We start from the raw sequence: 20,740 nt of genomic DNA, 5'->3' as shown, positions 1-20,740 counted from the left end.
ACATGATTTCAAGCAGCGTGTCCGGCTTGCCCCCCCCCCCCGATAACGTCACCGTTGTAGACCAGATGGGCCGCCTGCCCACCTCCGCAGGTGCCGCTGGACGCGATATGAATGCGACACAGCTGAAATATGTGACAGAAATCGAGTCTATGTATCAGCGCAGCATTGAAGCCATTATTGCCCAGATTGTCGGCGGTGGAAACGTGCATGCGCAAGTGACAGCACAGGTCGACTTTTCCGCACGTGAGCAAACCGATGAACAATACCAGCCCAATTCAGCACCAAATCAAGCCGCTATTCGATCACAACAAACCGGTCAAAGTGAGCAACGTGGTGGGCCCAACGTGGGGGGCGTCCCTGGTGCATTATCTAACCAGCCGGCACCGGCACCCACAGCGCCTATAGCAACACCGGCAAATAACGCCGCTAATGCTAACAACGCGAACCAAAATCAAAACAATAACCAGAACCCGCAGCAGGCCAATCAGCAGAATCAAAATGTAGCTACGGGCGCGCAAGGTAATGCGGTTATACAAACGTCAAACTCACGTAATGATGCAACAACAAACTACGAAGTTGATAAGACAATTCTGCATACTAAACACAGCACCGGAGGCATTAAACGTCTTTCTGTTGCCGTTATAGTCAACTATCTGCCACCTGGGGAAGACGGTAAGCCCATCGCCTTGTCGGAAGAGCAGATAAGGCAAATTGACACCGTTGCGCGCGAAGCCGTGGGTTTTTCAACAGAGCGTGGTGACTCATTAAACGTTGTCAACACACCGTTTATGTCTACCAGTGATGCTGCTAGCGAACTCCCCTTCTGGCAGAAACAGGCCTTCTTCGAACTGATGGTTGAAGTCGGACGGTGTGGTTCTTATTGTCGCTTGGATCGTTTGGCGTAAGCTGGTAAGACCGCAATTCAAGAAACGTGAGGAACAGCTGGCTGCGGCTAATGCAGCGGCACAAATGCGCGACAATTCTAACGATGTCATCGTCAAGCTGAGCAAAGACGAAGAAGAACTGCAACGTCGCTCACAACAACGCATCAACACCGAGTTGCAAAGCCAGCGTGTACGCGATCTGGCAGAAAACGATCCGCGCGTCGTCGCCCTGGTGATTCGCCAATGGATGAGTACTGAACTATGAGTATGACAGGTACAGAAAAGAGCGCCATCTTGTTGATGACCGTGGGCGAAGATCGCGCAGCAGAGGTACTTACCCACCTCTCAACGCGTGAAGTGCAGCATTTGAGTACGGCAATGGCAAATCTGCGCCAAGTCTTGCCGCAACAATTGGCAGAAGTACTCAAAGAGTTCGAGATGGAAGCAGAACAATACGCCGCATTGAGCGTCAATGCCGGTGATTATCTGCGCTCGGTGCTGGTGAAAGCGCTGGGCGAAGAGCGCGCATCCAGCCTGTTGGAGGATATTCTTGAAAGCCGCGAAACGAGCGGCGGTATCGAAACCCTCAACTTTATGGAACCGCAAACTGCCGCAGATATTATTCGCGACGAGCACCCACAAATCATTGCAACCATCCTGGTGCATTTAAAACGGGCGCAGGCTGCGAATATTCTGGCACTGTTTGATGGGCGGTTGCGTAACGATGTCATGCTACGTATTGCCACCTTCGGCGGCGTTCAACCTTCAGCGTTGGCAGAACTGACCGAAGTGTTGAATGGCTTGCTGGATGGTCAGAACGTGAAACGCAGCAAAATTGGTGGTGTTCGTACTGCGGCCGAGATTATCAACCTTATGAAGAGCCAGCAGGAAGAGGCGGTTATCGATGCTGTGCGCGAGTTCGATGGCGAACTGGCACAAAAAATCATCGACGAAATGTTCCTGTTCGAAAGCCTTATCGATGTGGACGATCGCAGTATCCAGCGCCTGTTGCAGGAAGTGGGATCCGAATCGCTGCTGTTGGCACTGAAAGGCTCCGACGAGCCGTTGCGCGAGAAGTTCCTGCGCAATATGTCGCAACGTGCGGCAGAAATTCTGCGCGACGATCTCTCGACTCGCGGCCCGGTTCGCATGTCTCAAGTGGAAAACGAACAGAAAGCCATCCTGCTTATTGTGCGTCATCTGGCCGACAGCGGCGAGATGATCATCGGTGGCGGCGAGGATGCTTATGTCTGATGCCGCTGACAACATGGCTTGGAAGCCCTGGAAGCTGAAAGATTTGGCATCCCCGTTTGATGCCGAGCCTGAACCGGAAATCGACGTTGTCGAGCCAGAAGAAGCAGCCCCAGAGTCGGTGGATCAATTCCGCTCGTTTGAGGCGGAACTGGAAAGTATGCGTGAGCAGACCATGCGGCAGGCGCGTGAAGCAGGTTTTGCCGAAGGACGCCAACAAGACTATGACGCAGGGTATCAGGAAGGGCTGACTTCTGGTACGCAACAAGGTACGCAAGATGCCTTGCTGCAACAGCAGCCGATGATTGAGCATATGCAGCAGTTGGTGAGTTCATTCCAGCAGACATTGGATGCTATGGACAGCGCTATTCCAGCGCGCTTGACGCAATTAGCCCTGACCGTTGCGAAACAGATTATTGGTCAGGCATCGCTGTGCGATGGCACCGCGTTGCAGCATCAGATTCAACAGTTGATCCAGCAAGAGCCTCTGTTCAGTGGGAAAGCGCAATTACGGGTCAACCCCAGCGATCTCGAACGCGTAGAAGCAGCGCTTGGACCCACACTGGAACAGCACGGCTGGCGATTGTTAGCCGACGGTCAACTGCATCCAGGCGGATGTAAAGTGAGCGCAGAGGAAGGCGATCTCGATGCCAGCCTCGCCACGCGCTGGCATGAGCTATGCCGATTGGCCGCGCCGGGAGAGTTATGATGGCCCATCACCTCGCACGTTGGTTTGCCGAATTGGACGCTTTCGAAAAGCGCATCAAGGAGACACCGTCCGTGCGTCGTTACGGGCGCTTAAAGCGTGCGACCGGGTTGGTGCTGGAAGCGACAGGACTACAAATGCCCTTAGGCGCTACCTGCCTGATTGAACGCCACATGGGCACTAAAACAGATGAAGTTGAGTGCGAGGTAGTTGGCTTTAACGGTCAGAGCCTGTTCCTGATGCCACTGGAAGAAATGGAAGGCATCACGCCGGATGCGAGAGTCTATGCCCGTGCCACGACGCAGGGTGTGGTGCAAGGGAAGCAATTGCCTTTAGGGCCGGAGTTGCTTGGTCGCGTGCTTGATGGCAGCGCTAAACCGCTTGATGGTTTACCGCCCCCGGAAACCGGCTATCGCGCACCGCTGATGACTGCGCCTTTTAACCCACTACAGCGTACACCGATTGAAGATGTACTGGATGTGGGCGTGCGCGCCATCAACGCACTGTTAACCGTGGGCCGTGGCCAACGTATGGGCTTGTTTGCCGGTTCCGGTGTCGGTAAAAGCGTGCTGCTGGGTATGATGGCACGCTATACCAAAGCAGACGTTATCGTCGTCGGATTGATCGGCGAACGCAGTCGCGAAGTGAAAGATTTTATTGAAAACATACTTGGTGACGAAGGGCGAGCGCGTTCAGTGGTCATCGCCGCGCCTGCTGACGTCTCTCCCCTGTTGCGTATGCAGGGAGCCGCTTATGCAACGCGTATTGCTGAAGATTTTCGCGATCGCGGTCAGCACGTATTGCTGATCATGGATTCTCTGACGCGTTATGCCATGGCGCAGCGTGAAATTGAGTTGGCTATAGGTGAGCCACCGGCCACCAAAGGCTATCCACCGTCAGTGTTCGCCTAGCTCCCTGCGCTGGTTGAACGTGCGGGCAATGGTATTCACGGCGGCGGATCGATTACCGCGTTCTATACGGTGCTGACCGAAGGTGATGGCCAGCAGGACCAGATTGCGGACTCCGCGCGTGCTATTCTGGATGGACATATTGTCCTGTCGCGCCAGTTGGACTAATCCGGTCACTATCCGGCCATTGATATTGAAGCGTCAATCAGCCGCGCCATGACCGCGCTAATTGATGAAAAGCACTACGCCTCGGTAAGATTGTTTAAGCAATTACTCTCCAGTTACCAACGTAACCGGGATTTGATCAACGTGGGGGCTTACGCGCCGGGCAGCGATCCGACGCTTGACCAGGCTATTCGCCTCTACCCACAGCTTCAGGATTTTTTGCAGCAAGGCATGTTTGAACGCAGTGGTTATGAAGCCTCTTGTCAGGCTTTAAACGTCATTTTTCCCCGTAGCGAGTAGGAGGGCAGATGAAAACGCAGTCACCGCTGGTTACACTACGTGAATTAGCCCAAAAAGAGGTCGAAAAAGCAGCGACCCAATTGGGACAAGTGCGTAAAGCCTATCAACAAGCTGAACAACAACTGAATATGCTGTTAAACTATCAGGAAGATTATCGCGGTAGGTTACAAGTGACGATGTTTGAGGGCATGGCCAACACCAGTTGGCAGAATTTCCAGCAATTTATTCAAACGCTGGACGTCGCTATTGATCAGCATCAGAAACAACTGCAACACTGGAATTCGCGCCTGGATCTGGCGATGAAAACCTGGCAGGAAAAACAAAAGCGCCTCAATGCGTTCGAGACGCTACAAGAAAGAGAAGATATCAGACAGCTCGCACACGAGAACCGCCTCGATCAAAAACGGATGGATGAATTTGCCCAACGGGCCTCTCTGAGGAAAACAGATTTATGATGCTGCCAATCGTTACCACAACAGCGAGCACCGGGGTCAGTGACACCGCAGGATCGGCTTCGGGGTTGCCTACAACGGATCAACTGCCTCAGGATTTCGTTCAACTGTTATCTCTGCACCTGCCAAATAAAGCGATCACCACCGCCGTGCCATCTGAAAACACAGTGGCGCTGAGTGGAAAAGACAGCAAGCAAAAACTGTTGGATGCGTTGACAGCACAAGATATTGATTTAAGCCAGCAGGATCTGAATACCCTGCTCAACGCCGTTAACGGGCAAGGCAATCTGGATGACAAAACGTTGTCAGAACTGGTGACGTCATTGCTAAAGTCTTTTGTTCAAGGCAAAGACACCACCCTTGAGAAGGGTAACGCCGAGGCTTCATCAACCGACACCCAAGCAGTGCGAGCGCTGCTGGCGATGTTATCGCCAGCAGTAACTGCCGCTACGCCACAAAGTGGCGAGATGTCGTCTTTGCTTCAGGCAGCACAGTCGCTGTCAATACCTGGTTTGAATCAGTCAGCACAGCAAAATACCGCTGATAGCGCAAGCGCGTCTGCATCCTTGTTTGGTACACTCGCCGCGCGCGATACGCTGACTAGCGGGAGTGATACGCTGTCAACGGCCGCATCCAATGCCAAGAACAGTCGTGCAACATCAAACGATGCGGCGCGCATCCAGGCACAGGTTGATGACAGCAGTGCCATGCAGGATAAATCGGCAGCTGTGGCCCACACCATCGCCGATGTAGCCAAACAGGATAGCAATGGCAGCCAAATGCCGTTGACCGCACATACGACTCCGGTGAGTCTGGCACCCAATGCACAGACCTCAATGACGAACAACATTGCACAACCGGGTGCGAGCGCACAGTTAAATGCGCAATTAGGCACAACCCAGTGGCAGGACTCTCTTGGTCAGCAAATCATCATGCTCAGCCGCAACGGGCAGCAAAGCGTACAATTACGGTTGCACCCTGAAGAACTGGGCACATTGCATATTTCGCTGCGACTGGATGATAATTAGGCACAAATTCATTTAGCATCGGCAAACAGTCAGGTGCGTAGTGCCCTTGAGGCTGCGTTACCTCACTTGCGTACAGCCATGGCAGAAAGCGGTATCAACCTCGGCCAAAGCAGCGTAGCGAGTGATAATAGCGGTTGGCAGCAAGCCCAACAGCAAATGGCGAGCAATAACAACGATACCGGTGATAACAACGCATCTTATCGACAGCAATTTGCGTCTTCCGCGCCCTATGGCGATGAAGCAAGCGAGATTGATATGTCAAGCACAGTCCGCGCAAGACCAGTGAGCGGTGTCGATATTTTTGCATAACCATTAGGTAAACGAACAAGTTAGCGCGATTTTTCTGGTTTATTCCTTGTATTGAATGGACGAATGGACCGGATAATCATTAACATCATATATTCATTTAGTGCTGCTCTATATTGGCATTAAATATTGATTAATAACAGGAATTATCTTTGACTATGTCTGACATGCAAGCTGGTTCACGGCGTAAGCGATCTATCTGGGTGATACTGCTTATTATCATTGCGCTGGCGGCAACAGGAGCTGCGGGCGTAGCATGGTGGATCTTGTACCACAAGTCCTCTTCCGCTGAGCAGCAAGTGGCGCCACCGCCTCCAACGCCCGTATTTATGCCGTTGGACACGTTCACTGTCAATTTGGTCAATGCAGACAATAACCCCGATCGGGTACTTTATGTCGGTTTCACATTACGTCTGTCAGACGAAGAAACCAGAACACGTTTGACGAATTACCTCCCTGAGGTGCGTAGCTGCTTGTTATTGCTGTTGTCGCGTCAGGATGCCATCACCTTGACAAATGAGCAGGGTAAGCAGAAGCTGATTGAACAAATCAAGCAGGTGCTTAGCCCCCCACTTGTCCCCGGACAGCCGAATCAGGTCGTTACTGACGTGTTATTCACTGCCTTTATTTTGCGGTAATTCTTATGGGCGATAACATTCTCTCTCAAGCAGAAATTGACGCATTGCTCAACGGCGGCAGCAGTGATGATGCCAGCAGTGCCAACGCCGCCGCGAAATCGGACGGCGATGTCAAGCCTTATGATCCCAATACGCAGCGACGTGTCGTTCGTGAACGTATGCAAGCGCTGGAGATCATCAATGAACTCTTTGCACGTCAATTCCGTATGGGGTTGTTCAACATGCTACGACGTAGCCCGGACATCACCGTTGGTGCAATTAAAATACAGCCTTACCATGAGTTTGCGCGCAACCTGCCGGTGCCGTCGAACCTTAACCTGATTCACCTGAAACCGTTGCGTGGTACGGCGTTGTTTGTGTTTTCGCCAAGTCTGGTGTTCATTGCGGTAGACAACCTGTTCGGCGGTGATGGACGCTTTCCTACCAAAGTGGAAGGACGCGAGTTCACTAACACCGAGCAGCGTATCGTAAAACGCATGTTGCGTTTGGCACTTGACGCCTATGGTGAAGCCTGGAATGCCATCTACAAACTCGACATCGAGTATGTGCGTTCTGAGATGCAGGTAAAATTCACCAACATCACGACATCACCGAACGATATTGTGGTGACTACGCCTTTTCATGTTGAAATTGGTACACTGTTGGGTGAGTTCAGCATTTGCATCCCCTTCTCGATGATTGAACCGTTGCGCGAAGTGCTGACCAATCCCCCCTTGGAAAACTCCCGCCAGGAAGATAAGAATTGGCGCGAAACATTAGCCAAGCAAGTGCAACATTCTGAATTGGAGTTAGTGGCCAATTTTGTTGATATACCGCTGCGGCTTTCCAAAGTATTAAAACTTCAGTCGGGTGATGTATTGCCTATTGATAAGCCCGATCGCATCATTGCACACGTTGATGGCGTTCCGGTACTGACTAGTCAATACGGCACGCAGAATGGGCAATATGCGTTACGCGTCGAACATTTGATTAACCCTATTTTGAATTCTCTAAATAATGAGGAACAGCCCAATGAGTGACACCAAGCAACCGTCCGACGACAAGGAATCCGTGGACGATCTGTGGGCTGATGCGTTTAACGAGCAACAAGCCGCAGAAAAACCAAGCGCAACGGACAATATCTTCAAAAGTCTGGATCCTTCCGATGCACTCGGCAGTTTGCAGGATATTGACCTTATCCTCGATATTCCGATAAAGCTGACCGTTGAACTCGGCCGCACTAAGATGACCATCAAAGAACTGCTGCGCTTAACGCAGAGTTCCGTGGTGGCGTTAGATGGGTTAGCGGGTGAACCCTTGGATATTCTGATCAACGGCTATCTGATTGCTCAGGGTGAAGTGGTGGTATCGGATAAATATGGTGTACGTATTACAGATATTATTACGCCTTCTGAGCGGATGCGTCGTTTGAGTCTCTAATGGCCGATACCCAACCTCTTGCTCCTGCGCCTTCGGCACCGTTCTCTCAGGCCACGACGCAGGTTACCACCGCCCCCCTTCCCCGCCAGTACGCTGCTTACTCAGGTAGGCACCGTGCTGGTTGGTGTTTTGATGCTCATTCTGGCGATTGCCTGGGTGGTGCGTAAGCTCTGGTTAACCCCCCTGTCAGACAAAATAATCTGGTCAAGGTAGTTTCAAGCTGCCAGGTCGGGCAACGCGAACGCGTTGTGGTGGTCAAAATTGAGGATACCTGGCTGGTACTGGGTGTAACGGCACAACAGATTACGCCGTTGCACACGCTGCCCGCTCAAGAAATGGACGACGCGCCTGCTGGCGAGATGGCCATACCGGCCAATTTCCGGCAATTATTACACAAAGTCATCAAACGTCCGGAAAAATCGGAATGAAAGTGCGTCTTCATATTCCATCGTTTTCAATACTGAAGCGCAGACTGCCGGCACTCGCCGCCATTCTGCTGCTCTTTACACCCGCTGTCTGGGCACAGTTGCCGGTAATTATCAGCCAGCCCCTAGCCAATGGCGGTCAGAGTTGGACCTTACCGGTTCAAACGCTGGTGTTCCTGACGTCATTGACGTTTATTCCGGCCACCATGCTGATGATGACCTGTTTTACGCGTATCATCATTGTCTTGGGCTTATTGCGTAACGCATTAGGCACACCAACCGCGCCCCCCAACCAGGTTCTGTTGGGTTTGACGCTGTTTCTGACTTTTTTCATCATGTCTCCAGTTCTGAACCGGGTTTACGATGAGGCCTATGTGCCGTTCAGTCAGGACAAATCAGCATGCAAACGGCCATTGAGCGCGGTGCTCAGCCTTTACGCGAATTCATGCTGGGCCAGACACGACAAGCCGACCTGGCATTGTTTACGCGTCTGGCCCAGATGGGGGAAATCCAGGGGCCAGAGGCGGTTCCGATGCGCGTCCTGGTACCTGCGTTTGTCACCAGTGAATTGAAAACCGCCTTCCAGATTGGCTTTACCATTTTTATTCCTTTTTTGATTATCGACTTGGTGGTTGCTAGTGTGTTGATGGCGCTCGGTATGATGATGGTACCGCCGGCCACCATTTCGTTACCGTTCAAGCTTATGCTGTTTGTACTGGTCTACGGATGGCAATTGTTGCTCGGTTCACTCGCGCAAAGTTTTTACAGTTAATTCCTACTAAGGTCGCCCGATGACGCCAGAATCCGTAATGGCTTTAGGCTATGAAGCAATGAAGGTCGCACTGGCGCTAGCAGCCCCACCTCTGTTATCAGCGCTATTCAGCGGCTTGATTATCAGTCTGTTACGGGCTGCAACCCAGATCAACGAAATGACGCTCTCCTTCATTCCCAAAATTTTAACCGTGTTTTTCACGCTGGTGATCGCAGGGCCCTGGATGCTAAGCCTGATGCTCGATTATATGTGCACATTGTTCGGTCAGTTGCCGACGATCATTGGCTAGTCATGCTGACGCTTGATAGCACACAATGGGACATCTGGGTCAATCAGTTCCTACTGCCTCTGATTCGTATCCTTGCTTTAATTACCACCTGCCCAGTTTTCAATGAACGCGCTGTTACAGCTCGGGTTAAAATCTGTCTGGGAATTGTCATTACTATGCTCGTTGCGCCTTATTTGCCCATCAACACAACACCCTTATTTTCTTCAGCCGGTGTCTGGATTATTCTCCAGCAACTGCTTATTGGTGCCGCTCTCGGGTTTACTATGCAATTGGCCTTTGCTGCAGTCAGGCTGTCGGGCGAACTCATCGGTATGCAGATGGGATTGGCATTTGCCACCTTTTTTTATCCCACTGGTGGACCCAACATGCAAGTACTTGCGCGTTTTCTGAATATCATGGCCATGTTGTTGTTTATGGCTTTCAATGGTCATTTATGGATGATATCTCTGATCGCCGATAGCTTTCATACGCTGCCTATTAGCCCCGCACCGCTGAGTAGTGATGGATTTTTGGGCCTGGCGCGCGCAGGAAGTTTGATATTCATTAAAGGTGTGATGCTCGCGCTGCCTTTGATTACGCTGTTGCTGGCACTCAATATTGCTTTAGTGTTACTGAATCGCGTTGCGCCGCAGCTTACCTTTTTTTGTGATTGGCTTTCGCTTACGTTGACTGTCGGTATCATGACAGTTGGTATGCTGCTCTTTCTGTTGGCTCCCTTTGCCGAACATCTTTTTGGTGAGGTATTCGATATCCTCGCCGATGTACTGACGCGGCTTGCCATCACGCCCTGAGCTTATTCCAGTCAATTCGACGCTAAGATAGAAAATTATTGTTGGGAGAATTCGGTGCAAAAAAGAGGAAAAAAAGATAAGTAAAACAAAAAGCAGCACGTCATTATTGAAATGAAATACCAAAAGAATACGCCCGGTTTAAGCGTATTCAAATCTGTGCCGCATCACCGTCGTCAATTACCGATTAATCTGGAACAGTGACATACCCGACATATTTTGATATGTGGTATAAGCAGCTTGTAATGAAGCTTGTTGCATAATATAAGTCGAAATAGCAGATACCCAGTCCGTATCCACTAATGCGCTTTTTGCCTGCGAGTTTGCCATCGTGCGGTCAGCCCCAATCGCATCCAACTGATCAAGTTCTTCTAACTGAATACCGAGCGTAGACTGAACAGACGAGACGTTATTCAGTGAGTTCCGAAGTCCTCTATTTGCCGTATCCAGTGAACTCTGAAGCGTTGCACGCGCCGCATTATCACCGTCAGCAATCGGTGTTTTCAGTGCATTGATAGCGATATCTAACGTAGCAAACAGATCTTTTTGGATAGAACCATCGGGCTCTTTCGCTGCATCACCCGTCGCACCGTTGAATACCTGTGGTCCAATATTACTTACCGTCATAGTGCGACTGGAATCAACTTGTTGCGAAATTGCCGTATGCCCACCCGTGTAGGTTACTACTTTGGTTATAAGATCTTGCACATAAGGTGCTGTCGTTGTCTGATAGCCTGCGAAAATATAATTACCATTGCCATCTGTAGTACTGGCAATATTCAGTAATTGTGCTTTCAGCCCCCTCAAGAACTTCGGCTTGAGTGTTACGGTCATCGTTACTTCCAACACCGCCGGCACTGATCACGGTTGTCGAAGCCGAGGTCACCGCCGTGACAACGCTTTCCAGCACCGTCAATTCCAGTGACATATTTTGACGAGAAAAAGTTCTGGCCAAAGTATATTAAGAAGTTTCCGCCTGGGCCTGCCCGATCATGACTGCCTGAGAGGCAGAGATCGGATCGTCAGAAGGTGTCGAGACTTTCGTACCACTGGCTAATTGCTCGCCAGCTTTCTGCCAAATTGACTGGCCATTCAGAATACCATTCATATTCTGCTGATATATCATGCTGGTGCTTAAGCGCATGGTATAAGTTCCTCTTTATTCGATCGCCAATTAGCTGCGGATAGATAACAACGCGTCAAAAAGTGCCTGTGCAGTTTGAATCACTTGCGCATTGGCTATGTAATACTGCTGGTAACGCATCAGATCGCCATATTCTTCGTCCAGATTGACACTCGATACGGACTGTTGCTGAGCAGTAAGCTGTGTAACAACGTTCTTCTGTGCGGGGCTGTTGATCTTCAACGTGTTGGTCTGGTTACCAATATAACCCACGATACTGGCGTAGGCGCCAGTAAATGTCGCGGTATTACCCACAATTTTTTCATTCTGCAACGCCAAGAGTGCCTTGGCATTGGTGTTGTCACTGGGACCACCTGACTCGCCGGGCACTTCGTTTCCATCTTCATCCAGCTTGGTTGAAGCTGCAGCCACTTTATTCGGATCGCTGATGGCCACTTTCATATCAATGATGACATCACTTACCGGTTTAAGCAGATAAGTATCACCTGCCGCTGTTGGGGTGGCACCATCTGTAATTGTGACTTCAAGTCCATCAAACGAAAACTTGCCATCGGCATCCGGAGTCAGCCCCGTTATCTTGGTATTAGTAGCGGTACGCGTGATATCCCATGAAGTGCCATTGAAACGCATCGAATAATCTGTTGCCTGCACCGATTTTGTATCGGTGTAGGTCGCATTTAATACCGCATTACCGGTATTTTTGCTATTTTCGTAAACAACAGGTCAGCCAAATTCGAAGAAATCACCGCCAGGAACACCGTTATAGTCATACCCGGCTTTATGTTGGGTATTAAACGCATCCGCGAACGCCAGCGCCAATTGGTTGACCCGATTACGTGTAGTATCAAGGGTATCAGTTCTGAAAGAAATTAACCCACCGAGTTTACCCCCGGATAAGGTGCTGTCACGGAGCTCACTAACACCAACAGTCGGATCGTCATATCCCACAGCAACACGCTGTGGATCGCTGCTAGAGGGAATCGTTACCAAATCAAAGCTGCGCGTGCTCTGAACCAAGTTCATACCATTCTTGAGTGACACATTGTAAATAGAGCCATCTTGAATTGTGACGTCCACACCCACCAATTTGTTGAGTTCATCCACCAACAAATCGCGCTGATCGAGCAAATCGTTAGGTTGAGCCCCCTGATTAGCCCCCTGCAAACGCGTAATCTCTTTATTCAGATTAGCAATCTGACTGGTGTAGGTATTTATCTGCCCAACCACGCTTTTGATTTCGCTATTAATGCTTGATTCCATGTCACGCAAGTATTTATCGGTAACCTGAAACTGGTTTACCAACCCTTGCGCTTTGCCGATCATGGTTTGACGGGCTGATGAGTCGCCTGCATTATTCGCAACGTTTTGCTGGTTGGTAAAAAATTCCTGCATGGATGTAGAGAGATTGGTTGTACTGCTTGCCAGCAAGTTATCAATTTTCGATATCTGTTCGTAGCTGGTAGTTACCGAACTACTGGTGGCTTGTGCTGAGCGCAATTGGCTGGCAATAAATTGGTTATAATCACGATTAATGGATACGAGATTCACTCCATTACCGATATAAACACCGCCTGTGCTTGTTCCTGTGGCCTGTTCAATCAGCGCAGTCTGTCGGCTGTATCCAGTAACCGCCTGATTACTGATATTGTTGCTGACTGTACTCAATGCTGCCTGTGCTGCCTTCAACCCACTCATCGTGGTATTTACCAAATTGGACATGTAAACTTCCTTTCTACAGGCGTAAATGCCGTACACGTTGAGAATATGCCGAAAGTGCTTTATTCACTTTCATCGCTGATTCAGGTTATCGGCAAAACAGGGAAAATCTTAAGAAAAAAATCAAAATAGTTAGCTTAAATCATGTGTGTAAGCCTTAACTGCTTTTTCACTGGTATTCTTCATTTGTTGAATCATGGCGATCAACTTTTGCGCATACTGAGGATCGGTAGCATAGCCTGCACGCTGCAAGGCGTGGGCAGCTTGCTCAGCACTGCCTGCTGCTGCCACATTGCTATAACGTGGGTTGTTGGTCAGCAATTTGACGTAATCACCCAACGCATCCATATAAGAATCATAAACACGAAAACTTGCCTTGACCTTTTTCGCCACGCCATCTTCATATTCTGTGGTGGTGATTTCGGTAACAGGGCCATCCCAATTGCTACCCGCTTTGATACCAAACAGGTTGTGGCTCGGACGACCATCCGCCGTTGGAATTTCGCGTTGTCCCCAACCGGACTCCAGCGCGGCCTGAGCCATAATCAAGTGATAAGGGATCCCGCTTTGTTGGCTGGCAATCTGCGCAGGCACAGCGAGTTGCGAAACAAAATTGCTGCTGGAGAGCGGCAACGCCGAGCCGCTGGAAGGTAATTTTGGCAAGGCTTTACGCACCATCTGCTCTACCTCGGCTGTCGGCATTGTTCTGAGCAGTGTACCGTCAAAACGTAATGGGACTTCTGGAACACTTTCCTCGGCCGCGGTGGAAGAAGGGCTCCCTACGTTCTGCGTAGCCGTAAGTTGCTTAACCATAACATCAGCCAACCCCAGCCATTTGCCAGATGCAATTTGCTGCCCCACCTGCTGATCATACATTGAGGTATAGAGCCGCGTTTGGTCGTTATTGAGCAGCCCATCCTCTATAGAGGTCGAGCGCATGCTTTTCATCATCAGTTGAACAAAAATGCCTTCCATCTGGCGCGCTACTGCCCGAATTCCCTCTTTGCTTTGCGGATCGGTATAAACTTCGCGTTTGAGTGAATTGAGTGACTGCGCGTCATACGCGGCATTATTGAGCGACTGAATATCGACCATTAGATGATTTCCAGTTTAGCGCGCAGACAACCTGCACTCTGCATTGCTTGTAAAATCGACATCAACTCCATCGGTGTCGCCCCCAATGAATTCAGCGCACGCACTACGTTATTCAGATTGGCGCTGGCGTTAACCAGCTGTAATGCACCACCACCCTGCTGGAGTGATATTTCGGTTTGAGGAGTGACTACGGTTTGCCCACCCACCAGCGGCGTATCTGGTTGGCTTACAACATTTTGCTGGTTGATAGTGACAGAGAGATTACCCTGCGCAATCGCACAACTTTGCAATGTCACTTCACGGTTCATCACCACTGAACCGGTGCGAGAGTTAACGATAACCTTGGCATCCTGCACGCCGATATTCACATCAAGATTCTGTACGTCTGCCAAAAATCGCACCTGAGAACTATTGCCACGCGGGGCGATCACCTGAATAGTACGTGGGTCAACTGGCGTGGCGCTGCCCCCCCAGACCGGAGCGATTAATGGCATCACTCACACGCTGCGCCATGGAGAAATCATCCTGCTTTAATTGCAGCATGATCAGGTTGGAAGCACCAAAGGTCGAAGGCAGTTCCCGCTCAATCACTGCGCCGTTAGTAATGCGACCGCCCGCCAATTGGTTGACTTGCACGCTGCTGGCGCCGGCGGCCGCACCTGCGCCGCCGACCAGTACGTTACCTTGCGCCAACGCATAAACCTGGTTATCCACCCCTTTTAACGGGGTCATCAATAGCGTGCCACCGCGTAAACTTTTGGCATTACCCATTGAAGAGACAACCACATCAATGGATTGCCCAGCACGGCCAAAGGCCGGGAGTTTGGCTGTCACCATCACTGCTGCCACGTTTTTCAACTGCATGTTAGTGCCTGCCGGCACAGTGATACCCAACTGTGACAACATGTTGGTCAGGGTTTGCGTGGTAAAAGGTGTTTGCATCGTCTGATCACCAGACCCATCAAGCCCCACAACCAAACCATAACCAATCAGGGAGTTTTCCCGCACGCCTTGTATATCGACAAGGTCACGGATCCTGTCGGCCTGCGAACTTGCAGGCAGGAAAGCCACTAAGGCTAACATCAGGCTAAAAAACGACGCGATCCGCATTCAGTACCTCTTCACTTAGCTTAGAACGGAGAAACGTTGAGGAAGAAACGCTGCAACCAACCCATGTTTTGCGCTTCATTGATATAACTGTTACCCACATATTCGATACGGGCATCGGCCACCTGAGTCGAAGGCACAGAGTTAGTACCGCTGATGGTTCTCGGGCTCACAACACCAGAGAAGCGTATAAATTCGGTACCTTGATTGATGGCAATCTGTTTTTCGCCCACAACCTGCAAGTTACCGTTCGCTAACACCTGCCCCACTGTCACCGTAATAGTGCCACTGAAGGTGTCGTTAGCATTGGCTCCACCTTTGCCGGCAAAATCATTTTTGCCTGAAGCTTCAAGGTCAGCGCGATTATTACCTAATGGACCTTCCAGATAGCGCGGTGCAGTCGTCACACCAAATGACGAGGAGCCGTCGCGGCTGGCAGAAGCCGACGAGCTCTTACTTGCACTGACATTTTACTGTAGAACAATGGTCAATATATCACCTACATTTCTCGAGCGACGGTCTTCAAACATCAGCTGATAGCCATAATTCATAGGCTGAACAGCCTGGAAGATAGAACCATTTGGCGCTGCAGTCGTAGGTGGCGCTGGTTGCGCGGACGTGGGGCCGTTAACCACTTTATCATGAGGAATATAAGCGCAACCGCTTAGCGTCAACATCACGACCAACATCAGCGATTGCGGTTGGCACAACAACTTGGTAACCGGCCTTTGCATCATCACTACGGATATCACCTTAAAAGGTTGCCCATTTATTCATACTCAACGGGGCAATGACAGAATAAACCAGATATCAAATGTATTGCCGTTTTATCCACACCATCGCCCCGTTAATCGCCCAGTTTTACAGCTGGGTCAATTTCTGCAACATCTGATCGGAGGAAGATATAGCCTTACTGTTGATCTCATACGCACGCTGCGTCTGGATCATTGAGACCAATTCTTCTGCCACGTTGACGTTAGAGGTTTCTACAAACTTTTGATACAACAGGCCAGCCCCGTTCAAACCAGGGTTGGTTTCATTGGGCGCACCTGAACTGGTGGTTTCCAGATAGAGGTTTTCACCAATGCTTTCCAAGCCGCTGTCATTGATAAAGGTCGCTAACGTCATTTGCCCAATCTGGTTCGTTGCCGTCTGCCCTTGCAACTTGACACTGACAATACCATCGCGACCAATGGTGAGTTCCGTGGCATTGGCAGGAATCGTGATGGCTGGCTGAACCAGATAGCCACTTGAGGTTACCAACTGACCATTACCGTCCAGTTGAAATGCGCCGGCACGGGTATAAGCCGTCGTACCATCAGGCATCTGCACTTGGAAAAACCCTTGCCCATTGATAGCGACATCTTTGGAGTTTCCGGTTTCCGACATCCCACCCTGAGTATGAATTCGCTCAGTAGACACTGGGCGAACCCCGGTACCCAATTGTAAACCAGAAGGCAGCGTTGTCTGTTCCGACGACTGAGCACCTGGCTGGCGAATGGTTTGATACAGCAGGTCTTCAAACACGGCGCGTTGACGCTTAAACCCATTGGTGCTGACGTTCGCCAAGTTGTTGGAGATGACGTCCATATTGGTTTGCTGTGCGTTCAAACCGGTTTTTGCAATCCACAACGAACGGATCATAAAGCAACTCCTTCACGCAAATGGCGTGTTAGCTTATTGCCAATAGTTGATTGGCACTCTGAGCATTAGTGTCGGCACTGCTAATCACTTTCATCTGCATGTCAAAGCGACGTGAGTTAGCAATCATATCCACCAGGGCACCGACTGAATCGACATTGCTGCCTTCAAGTACGCCGGGCATGATTCGTACAGTGGGGTCATTCTGTAATACGTTGCCGCGCTGCTGCTGGGCCGCTTGGGTCAAACGAAATAAACCGTCGTCAGAACGCGTTACTTCTTGCCCAGTTGCTTTCACCAGTTTTAAGCGACCTAGCTGAGCTATCGTATTGGGAGCATCGCCTGCATTGAGTGAGGAGATAGTACCATCAGCGGAAATACTGATTTGCGCATTGGGTGGAATCTCAATCGGGCCGCCGTCTCCAACGACAACGCGCCCCTGGATGGTCAACTGACCATCAGCATTGATCTCCATATTCCCATTGCGAGTATAGGCTTCACCATTCGCGGTTTGCACTGCCAACCAACTCTCTTTTGGCAGTGCAATATCCATGGAACGCCCGGTGTAATCCATCACACCTTCCGACATATCCGCCCCGGGAGTGGAGGCCACCACCAGAGTACGCGTTTGTAACGTCGGTCCATTGATAGGTACAGCGCGCAACGCAGCCAATTGAGCCTTGAAACCTGGTGTTGACGCATTCGCCAGGTTGTTGGTCGTGATCGCTTGCTTTTCAAGTGACTGGCTAGCTCCACCCATCGCGGTATAAATAGCGTGATCCATGGAATATCTACGCTAAAACGATTAACGCAAGCTGACCAATGTTTGCAGAATGGAATCCTGCGTTTTGATAGTCTGCGCATTAGACTGGTAGAAACGCTGAGCAACGATCGTATCCACCAACTCTTTACTCATATCCACGTTGGAACTTTCCGTCATATTGCCAAGCAACGACCCAAGGCTCCCCACGCCAGTCTGCCCAATAACTGGCTGACCAGATTTTTCCGTACTGGACCAAACGTTATCTCCCTGGATGGATAGACCTTCCGGGTTAGAGAAACTGGCCAGCGCAATCTGTCCCAACGGTTGTGTTCTGTTGTTGGAGTATTTACCGGTGATGACACCACCATAACTAACTCTATAACCGACCAAATCTCCGGGCGGATAACCATTTTGCATAGGCGTTTTGTTGCTGTTCGCACCAAAGTTCTGTTGCACGCTGCCAGCAAAATCAAGCGTGAAGGTCGATGCCAGAGAACCATTCAGTGCCGGTAGTGGGATGGTGCTGGCTCCCGTGACAACCGTTGAAACAGGCGGAGTACCAGTTGTAATCGTCTGTGTCTGCGATTTCAACGCGCCGCTTTCCGTAAACTTCAGTGCAATTTTAGTGAAACCAGTACCTGTTACTGAGCCATCCTGCACGTTTACAGTCTAGGCGTTATCGCCTGTTTTTTCGAAATACAGCCCGATGTTATGTGGATTGCCCAATGTATCGTAGACGGTAATCGATCCCTTATAGTTCGCCGTTTCCTGGCTAGCAGGATAAAAGACCTGAACAGCATCGGATGAATTAAGGTTGGCAATAATTGACGCGACAGTCGTCTGTTGGGCAGCCATCGCTGTTTCAGGGATAGTCAACGGTACCGGATCAGCCCCTTGCTGAATAACAGGCGGCATGCCAACAACCGGATAACCGGTCAATTGCATGCCTTGTATATTAACGATATTACGGGTAGCACCATCCAGTGTGAACTGACCATTGCGGCTAAAATACACAGAACCACTGCTGTCCTGCACACGGAAGAAGCCATTACCACTGATCGCAACATCCAGAGCTCGTGAACTGGAATTTAGTGAGCCATTCCCGAAATCCTGCAATGTGGACGAAACCTTTGTTCCTAAGCCAGTGCCACCAGCAAACATATCTGCAAATGCAATGGTACCCGCTTTAAACCCCACAGTTGACGAGTTGGCAATGTTATTGCCAATTACGTCCAGCTGTTCCGATGCGGCATTCAAGCCGCTAACCGCTTGATCAAAACTCATGGTGCTCTCCGGATGAGTCGGTTAATTCATGCTTCAGAACCGGGTTTCGAGGTAGGCCAAATTCTGTGTTCAATGCTGTCTTTCAGTTACAAAATCTGCCGCACATCATCCAAGGTCGCTTTGCCTTGCAGCCCCAAATCCAGTTGGGCACCAGAGTCATTGCGAACAACCCCATTAACCAAGGCATAACGTAATGGCTGTACAGTTTGTTGAGCCTCATTCGTGCTGGCCGCAACAGTAAAGGTATAGGGCCCATCAGAAGCAGCAGTACCGTCTGCTAACTTGCCATAACTATCCCACGAATGCACACCGACGGTCAGTGCACCAAGTTCAAGGGTGTGCGCCACCTTACCTATACTGTCAGTGATGGTAACAGTGACGTTTTTAGCCGCACTTTCAAGCTCAAGGCCAAACGGTGTGCTGGTATTATTACCCACCAAAATCCCGTTTCCGGGAACCATCACACCATGACCAATCAGAGTCGTTGCCTGTATAGACTGGTTATTGTTGATCTGCCCAGAAATAGAACCGAGTGTAGTGTTGAGCTTCTCAATCCCGCTTACGGTGTTCAACTGCGCCAACTGACTGACCAATTGGTTGTTGTCCATCGGGTTAGTGGGATCCTTATTCTTTAACTGAGCGACCAGCAGCGTCAAAAATTGATTCTGTAGATCAGCACTGATGTTTGCCGTTACGGAGTTTGACGAGCTGCTGGTACTGCTCGTCTTACTGGCGGAAGTGGTATAATTAATCGTTACCGACATTTACACGAATCTCCCAGTTATTGTCCGATAGTTAATGTTTTCAGCATCATCGTCTTCGTGGTATTCAGCACCTCGACGTTGACCTGATAACTGCGCGATGCAGAAATGGTGTTGACCATCTCCGCGACCGGATCCACGTTTGGCATACGGACATAACCTTGCCCATCCGCTAACGGATTACCGGGTTCATAAACCAGACGCGCAGGAGAAGGGTCTTCGATAACGTTGGAGACGCGCACTCCTCCCGTTGCCTGACCTGCCGGCGCATTTACTTCAAAAACAACCTGCTTGGCACGATAGGGTTGCCCATCTGGGCCAGTCACACTGTCTGCGTTCGCCAGGTTACTTGCACTGATATTCAAACGCTGGGATTGCGCTGAGAGTGCGGAACCGGAAATATCAAATATGCTTAGCAGTGACATGACGCCTTAGCCTCCTCTTCCATCACTCTCAGGATGAACCTGATTGCAGTACTGACATCATGCCTTTGATCTGACCACCCAATACGGTAAGACTGGTTTGATATTTCAGGCTGTTGTCGGCAAAATTGGTACGTTCACGATCCATATCAACTGTGTTGCCATCCAAGGCGGGTTGATCGGGAACGCGATACAGTAAATCAAGTTCTGGCGGCTGAAAGTTCTGTGCCGGGATATGACGAGTGAAGGTGGTTTTCAACGCAATCCCCGTGCCGCTCACTCGGCATTGCTCCATCACTTTGTTGAGCTGGCTGGCAAAATCGATATCGCGCGCCTGATAACCCGGCGTGTCAGCATTGGCGATATTCGCCACCAAGATTTCTTGTCGTTGGGCACGCAGATTCAACGCTTCCTGTTGAAACCGGAATGAGGCGTCAAGTTTGTCGAGCATGCTCCCTCCGCAAATGAGAATTTGG

At 50.3% G+C, this 20,740-nt stretch carries 17 protein-coding genes and 8 pseudogenes; 14 read left to right on the top strand and 11 right to left on the bottom strand.

Annotated elements, in window-relative coordinates:
- The 14 genes and pseudogenes from fliF to fliR all read left to right on the top strand — a co-directional run.
- Nucleotides 1–1,149: pseudogene (fliF, locus tag JZM30_RS22690) on the top strand (flagellar basal-body MS-ring/collar protein FliF); the annotation flags it as partial.
- Nucleotides 1,146–2,138: a flagellar motor switch protein FliG gene (gene fliG / locus JZM30_RS22685; protein WP_252321409.1), complete on the top strand. Its 993-nt coding sequence runs from the start codon at nt 1,146–1,148 to the stop codon at nt 2,136–2,138. The pseudogene fliF and the gene fliG, both read left to right, overlap by 4 nt.
- Complete coding sequence (gene fliH, locus JZM30_RS22680) at nt 2,131–2,844, top strand: flagellar assembly protein FliH (protein ID WP_252321408.1); 714 nt, start codon at nt 2,131–2,133, stop codon at nt 2,842–2,844. The genes fliG and fliH overlap by 8 nt, the downstream gene beginning before the upstream one ends.
- A pseudogene (gene fliI / locus JZM30_RS22675) lies at nt 2,844–4,214 on the top strand (flagellar protein export ATPase FliI). Before fliH ends, fliI begins: the two are co-directional and overlap by 1 nt.
- Nucleotides 4,215–4,222: 8 nt before the next feature.
- Entirely contained in the window at nt 4,223–4,669 is a 447-nt protein-coding gene (gene fliJ, locus JZM30_RS22670) for a flagellar export protein FliJ (RefSeq protein ID WP_252321407.1), read from the top strand.
- Entirely contained in the window at nt 4,666–5,694 is a 1,029-nt protein-coding gene (locus JZM30_RS22665) for a hypothetical protein (RefSeq protein WP_252321406.1), read from the top strand. The genes fliJ and JZM30_RS22665 overlap by 4 nt, the downstream gene beginning before the upstream one ends.
- 33 nt (nt 5,695–5,727) lie before the next feature.
- Complete coding sequence (locus JZM30_RS22660; protein WP_252321405.1) at nt 5,728–6,003, top strand: hypothetical protein; 276 nt, start codon at nt 5,728–5,730, stop codon at nt 6,001–6,003.
- A 155-nt stretch (nt 6,004–6,158) separates the two neighbouring features.
- The gene (gene fliL, locus JZM30_RS22655) at nt 6,159–6,638 is read left to right on the top strand and encodes a flagellar basal body-associated protein FliL (protein ID WP_252321404.1); all 480 of its coding nucleotides are present in this window, start codon (nt 6,159–6,161) and stop codon (nt 6,636–6,638) included.
- A 5-nt stretch (nt 6,639–6,643) separates the two neighbouring features.
- A complete protein-coding gene (fliM, locus tag JZM30_RS22650; RefSeq protein ID WP_252321403.1) occupies nt 6,644–7,657 on the top strand; it encodes a flagellar motor switch protein FliM in 1,014 nt (337 codons plus the stop codon).
- Complete coding sequence (fliN, locus tag JZM30_RS22645) at nt 7,650–8,057, top strand: flagellar motor switch protein FliN (protein WP_252321402.1); 408 nt, start codon at nt 7,650–7,652, stop codon at nt 8,055–8,057. The genes fliM and fliN overlap by 8 nt, the downstream gene beginning before the upstream one ends.
- A gap of 248 nt (nt 8,058–8,305) precedes the next feature.
- On the top strand, nt 8,306–8,485 hold the full coding sequence (locus JZM30_RS24930; RefSeq protein WP_367115894.1) for a FliO/MopB family protein: 180 nt from the start codon (nt 8,306–8,308) through the stop codon (nt 8,483–8,485).
- Nucleotides 8,482–9,254: pseudogene (fliP, locus tag JZM30_RS22635) on the top strand (flagellar type III secretion system pore protein FliP). The gene JZM30_RS24930 and the pseudogene fliP overlap by 4 nt, the downstream one beginning before the upstream one ends.
- A 19-nt stretch (nt 9,255–9,273) precedes the next feature.
- Nucleotides 9,274–9,543, top strand: a complete 270-nt coding sequence (gene fliQ, locus JZM30_RS22630; protein ID WP_252321401.1) for a flagellar biosynthesis protein FliQ — start codon at nt 9,274–9,276, stop codon at nt 9,541–9,543.
- Nucleotides 9,544–9,545: 2 nt separating this feature from the next.
- Nucleotides 9,546–10,334 carry a flagellar biosynthetic protein FliR gene (fliR, locus tag JZM30_RS22625; protein ID WP_252321400.1) on the top strand — a complete coding sequence of 263 codons (789 nt, stop codon included), beginning with the start codon at nt 9,546–9,548 and terminating at the stop codon, nt 10,332–10,334.
- 177 nt (nt 10,335–10,511) lie between these two features.
- On the opposite strand, the pseudogene flgL reads toward fliR, so the two are convergent.
- The 11 genes and pseudogenes from flgL to flgB form a co-directional block, all read right to left on the bottom strand.
- A pseudogene (gene flgL / locus JZM30_RS22620) lies at nt 10,512–11,475 on the bottom strand (flagellar hook-associated protein FlgL).
- Between the two features lie 30 nt (nt 11,476–11,505).
- A pseudogene (gene flgK / locus JZM30_RS22615) lies at nt 11,506–13,194 on the bottom strand (flagellar hook-associated protein FlgK).
- A 129-nt stretch (nt 13,195–13,323) separates the two neighbouring features.
- On the bottom strand, nt 13,324–14,286 hold the full coding sequence (flgJ, locus tag JZM30_RS22610; RefSeq protein ID WP_252321399.1) for a flagellar assembly peptidoglycan hydrolase FlgJ: 963 nt from the start codon (nt 14,284–14,286) through the stop codon (nt 13,324–13,326).
- A pseudogene (locus tag JZM30_RS22605) lies at nt 14,286–15,369 on the bottom strand (flagellar basal body P-ring protein FlgI). Before JZM30_RS22605 ends, flgJ begins: the two are co-directional and overlap by 1 nt.
- 47 nt (nt 15,370–15,416) lie before the next feature.
- A pseudogene (locus tag JZM30_RS22600) lies at nt 15,417–16,127 on the bottom strand (flagellar basal body L-ring protein FlgH).
- A gap of 127 nt (nt 16,128–16,254) precedes the next feature.
- Complete coding sequence (gene flgG / locus JZM30_RS22595; RefSeq protein WP_252321398.1) at nt 16,255–17,037, bottom strand: flagellar basal-body rod protein FlgG; 783 nt, start codon at nt 17,035–17,037, stop codon at nt 16,255–16,257.
- A 28-nt stretch (nt 17,038–17,065) separates the two neighbouring features.
- Nucleotides 17,066–17,818 carry a flagellar basal body rod protein FlgF gene (locus JZM30_RS22590; RefSeq protein WP_252321397.1) on the bottom strand — a complete coding sequence of 251 codons (753 nt, stop codon included), beginning with the start codon at nt 17,816–17,818 and terminating at the stop codon, nt 17,066–17,068.
- A 21-nt stretch (nt 17,819–17,839) separates the two neighbouring features.
- Nucleotides 17,840–19,081 (bottom strand): annotated as a pseudogene (gene flgE / locus JZM30_RS22585) (flagellar hook protein FlgE).
- 86 nt (nt 19,082–19,167) lie between these two features.
- On the bottom strand, nt 19,168–19,845 hold the full coding sequence (locus JZM30_RS22580; RefSeq protein WP_252321396.1) for a flagellar hook assembly protein FlgD: 678 nt from the start codon (nt 19,843–19,845) through the stop codon (nt 19,168–19,170).
- Between the two features lie 17 nt (nt 19,846–19,862).
- A complete protein-coding gene (gene flgC / locus JZM30_RS22575) occupies nt 19,863–20,267 on the bottom strand; it encodes a flagellar basal body rod protein FlgC (protein ID WP_252321395.1) in 405 nt (134 codons plus the stop codon).
- A 28-nt stretch (nt 20,268–20,295) separates the two neighbouring features.
- The gene (gene flgB, locus JZM30_RS22570; RefSeq protein WP_252321394.1) at nt 20,296–20,715 is read right to left on the bottom strand and encodes a flagellar basal body rod protein FlgB; all 420 of its coding nucleotides are present in this window, start codon (nt 20,713–20,715) and stop codon (nt 20,296–20,298) included.
- Nucleotides 20,716–20,740: the final 25 nt, after the last annotated feature.

This window comes from Candidatus Symbiopectobacterium endolongispinus (genome assembly GCF_018777385.1).
Lineage (GTDB): Bacteria > Pseudomonadota > Gammaproteobacteria > Enterobacterales > Enterobacteriaceae > Symbiopectobacterium > Symbiopectobacterium endolongispinus.
This window is presented reverse-complemented; position numbering and strand designations above follow the sequence as displayed.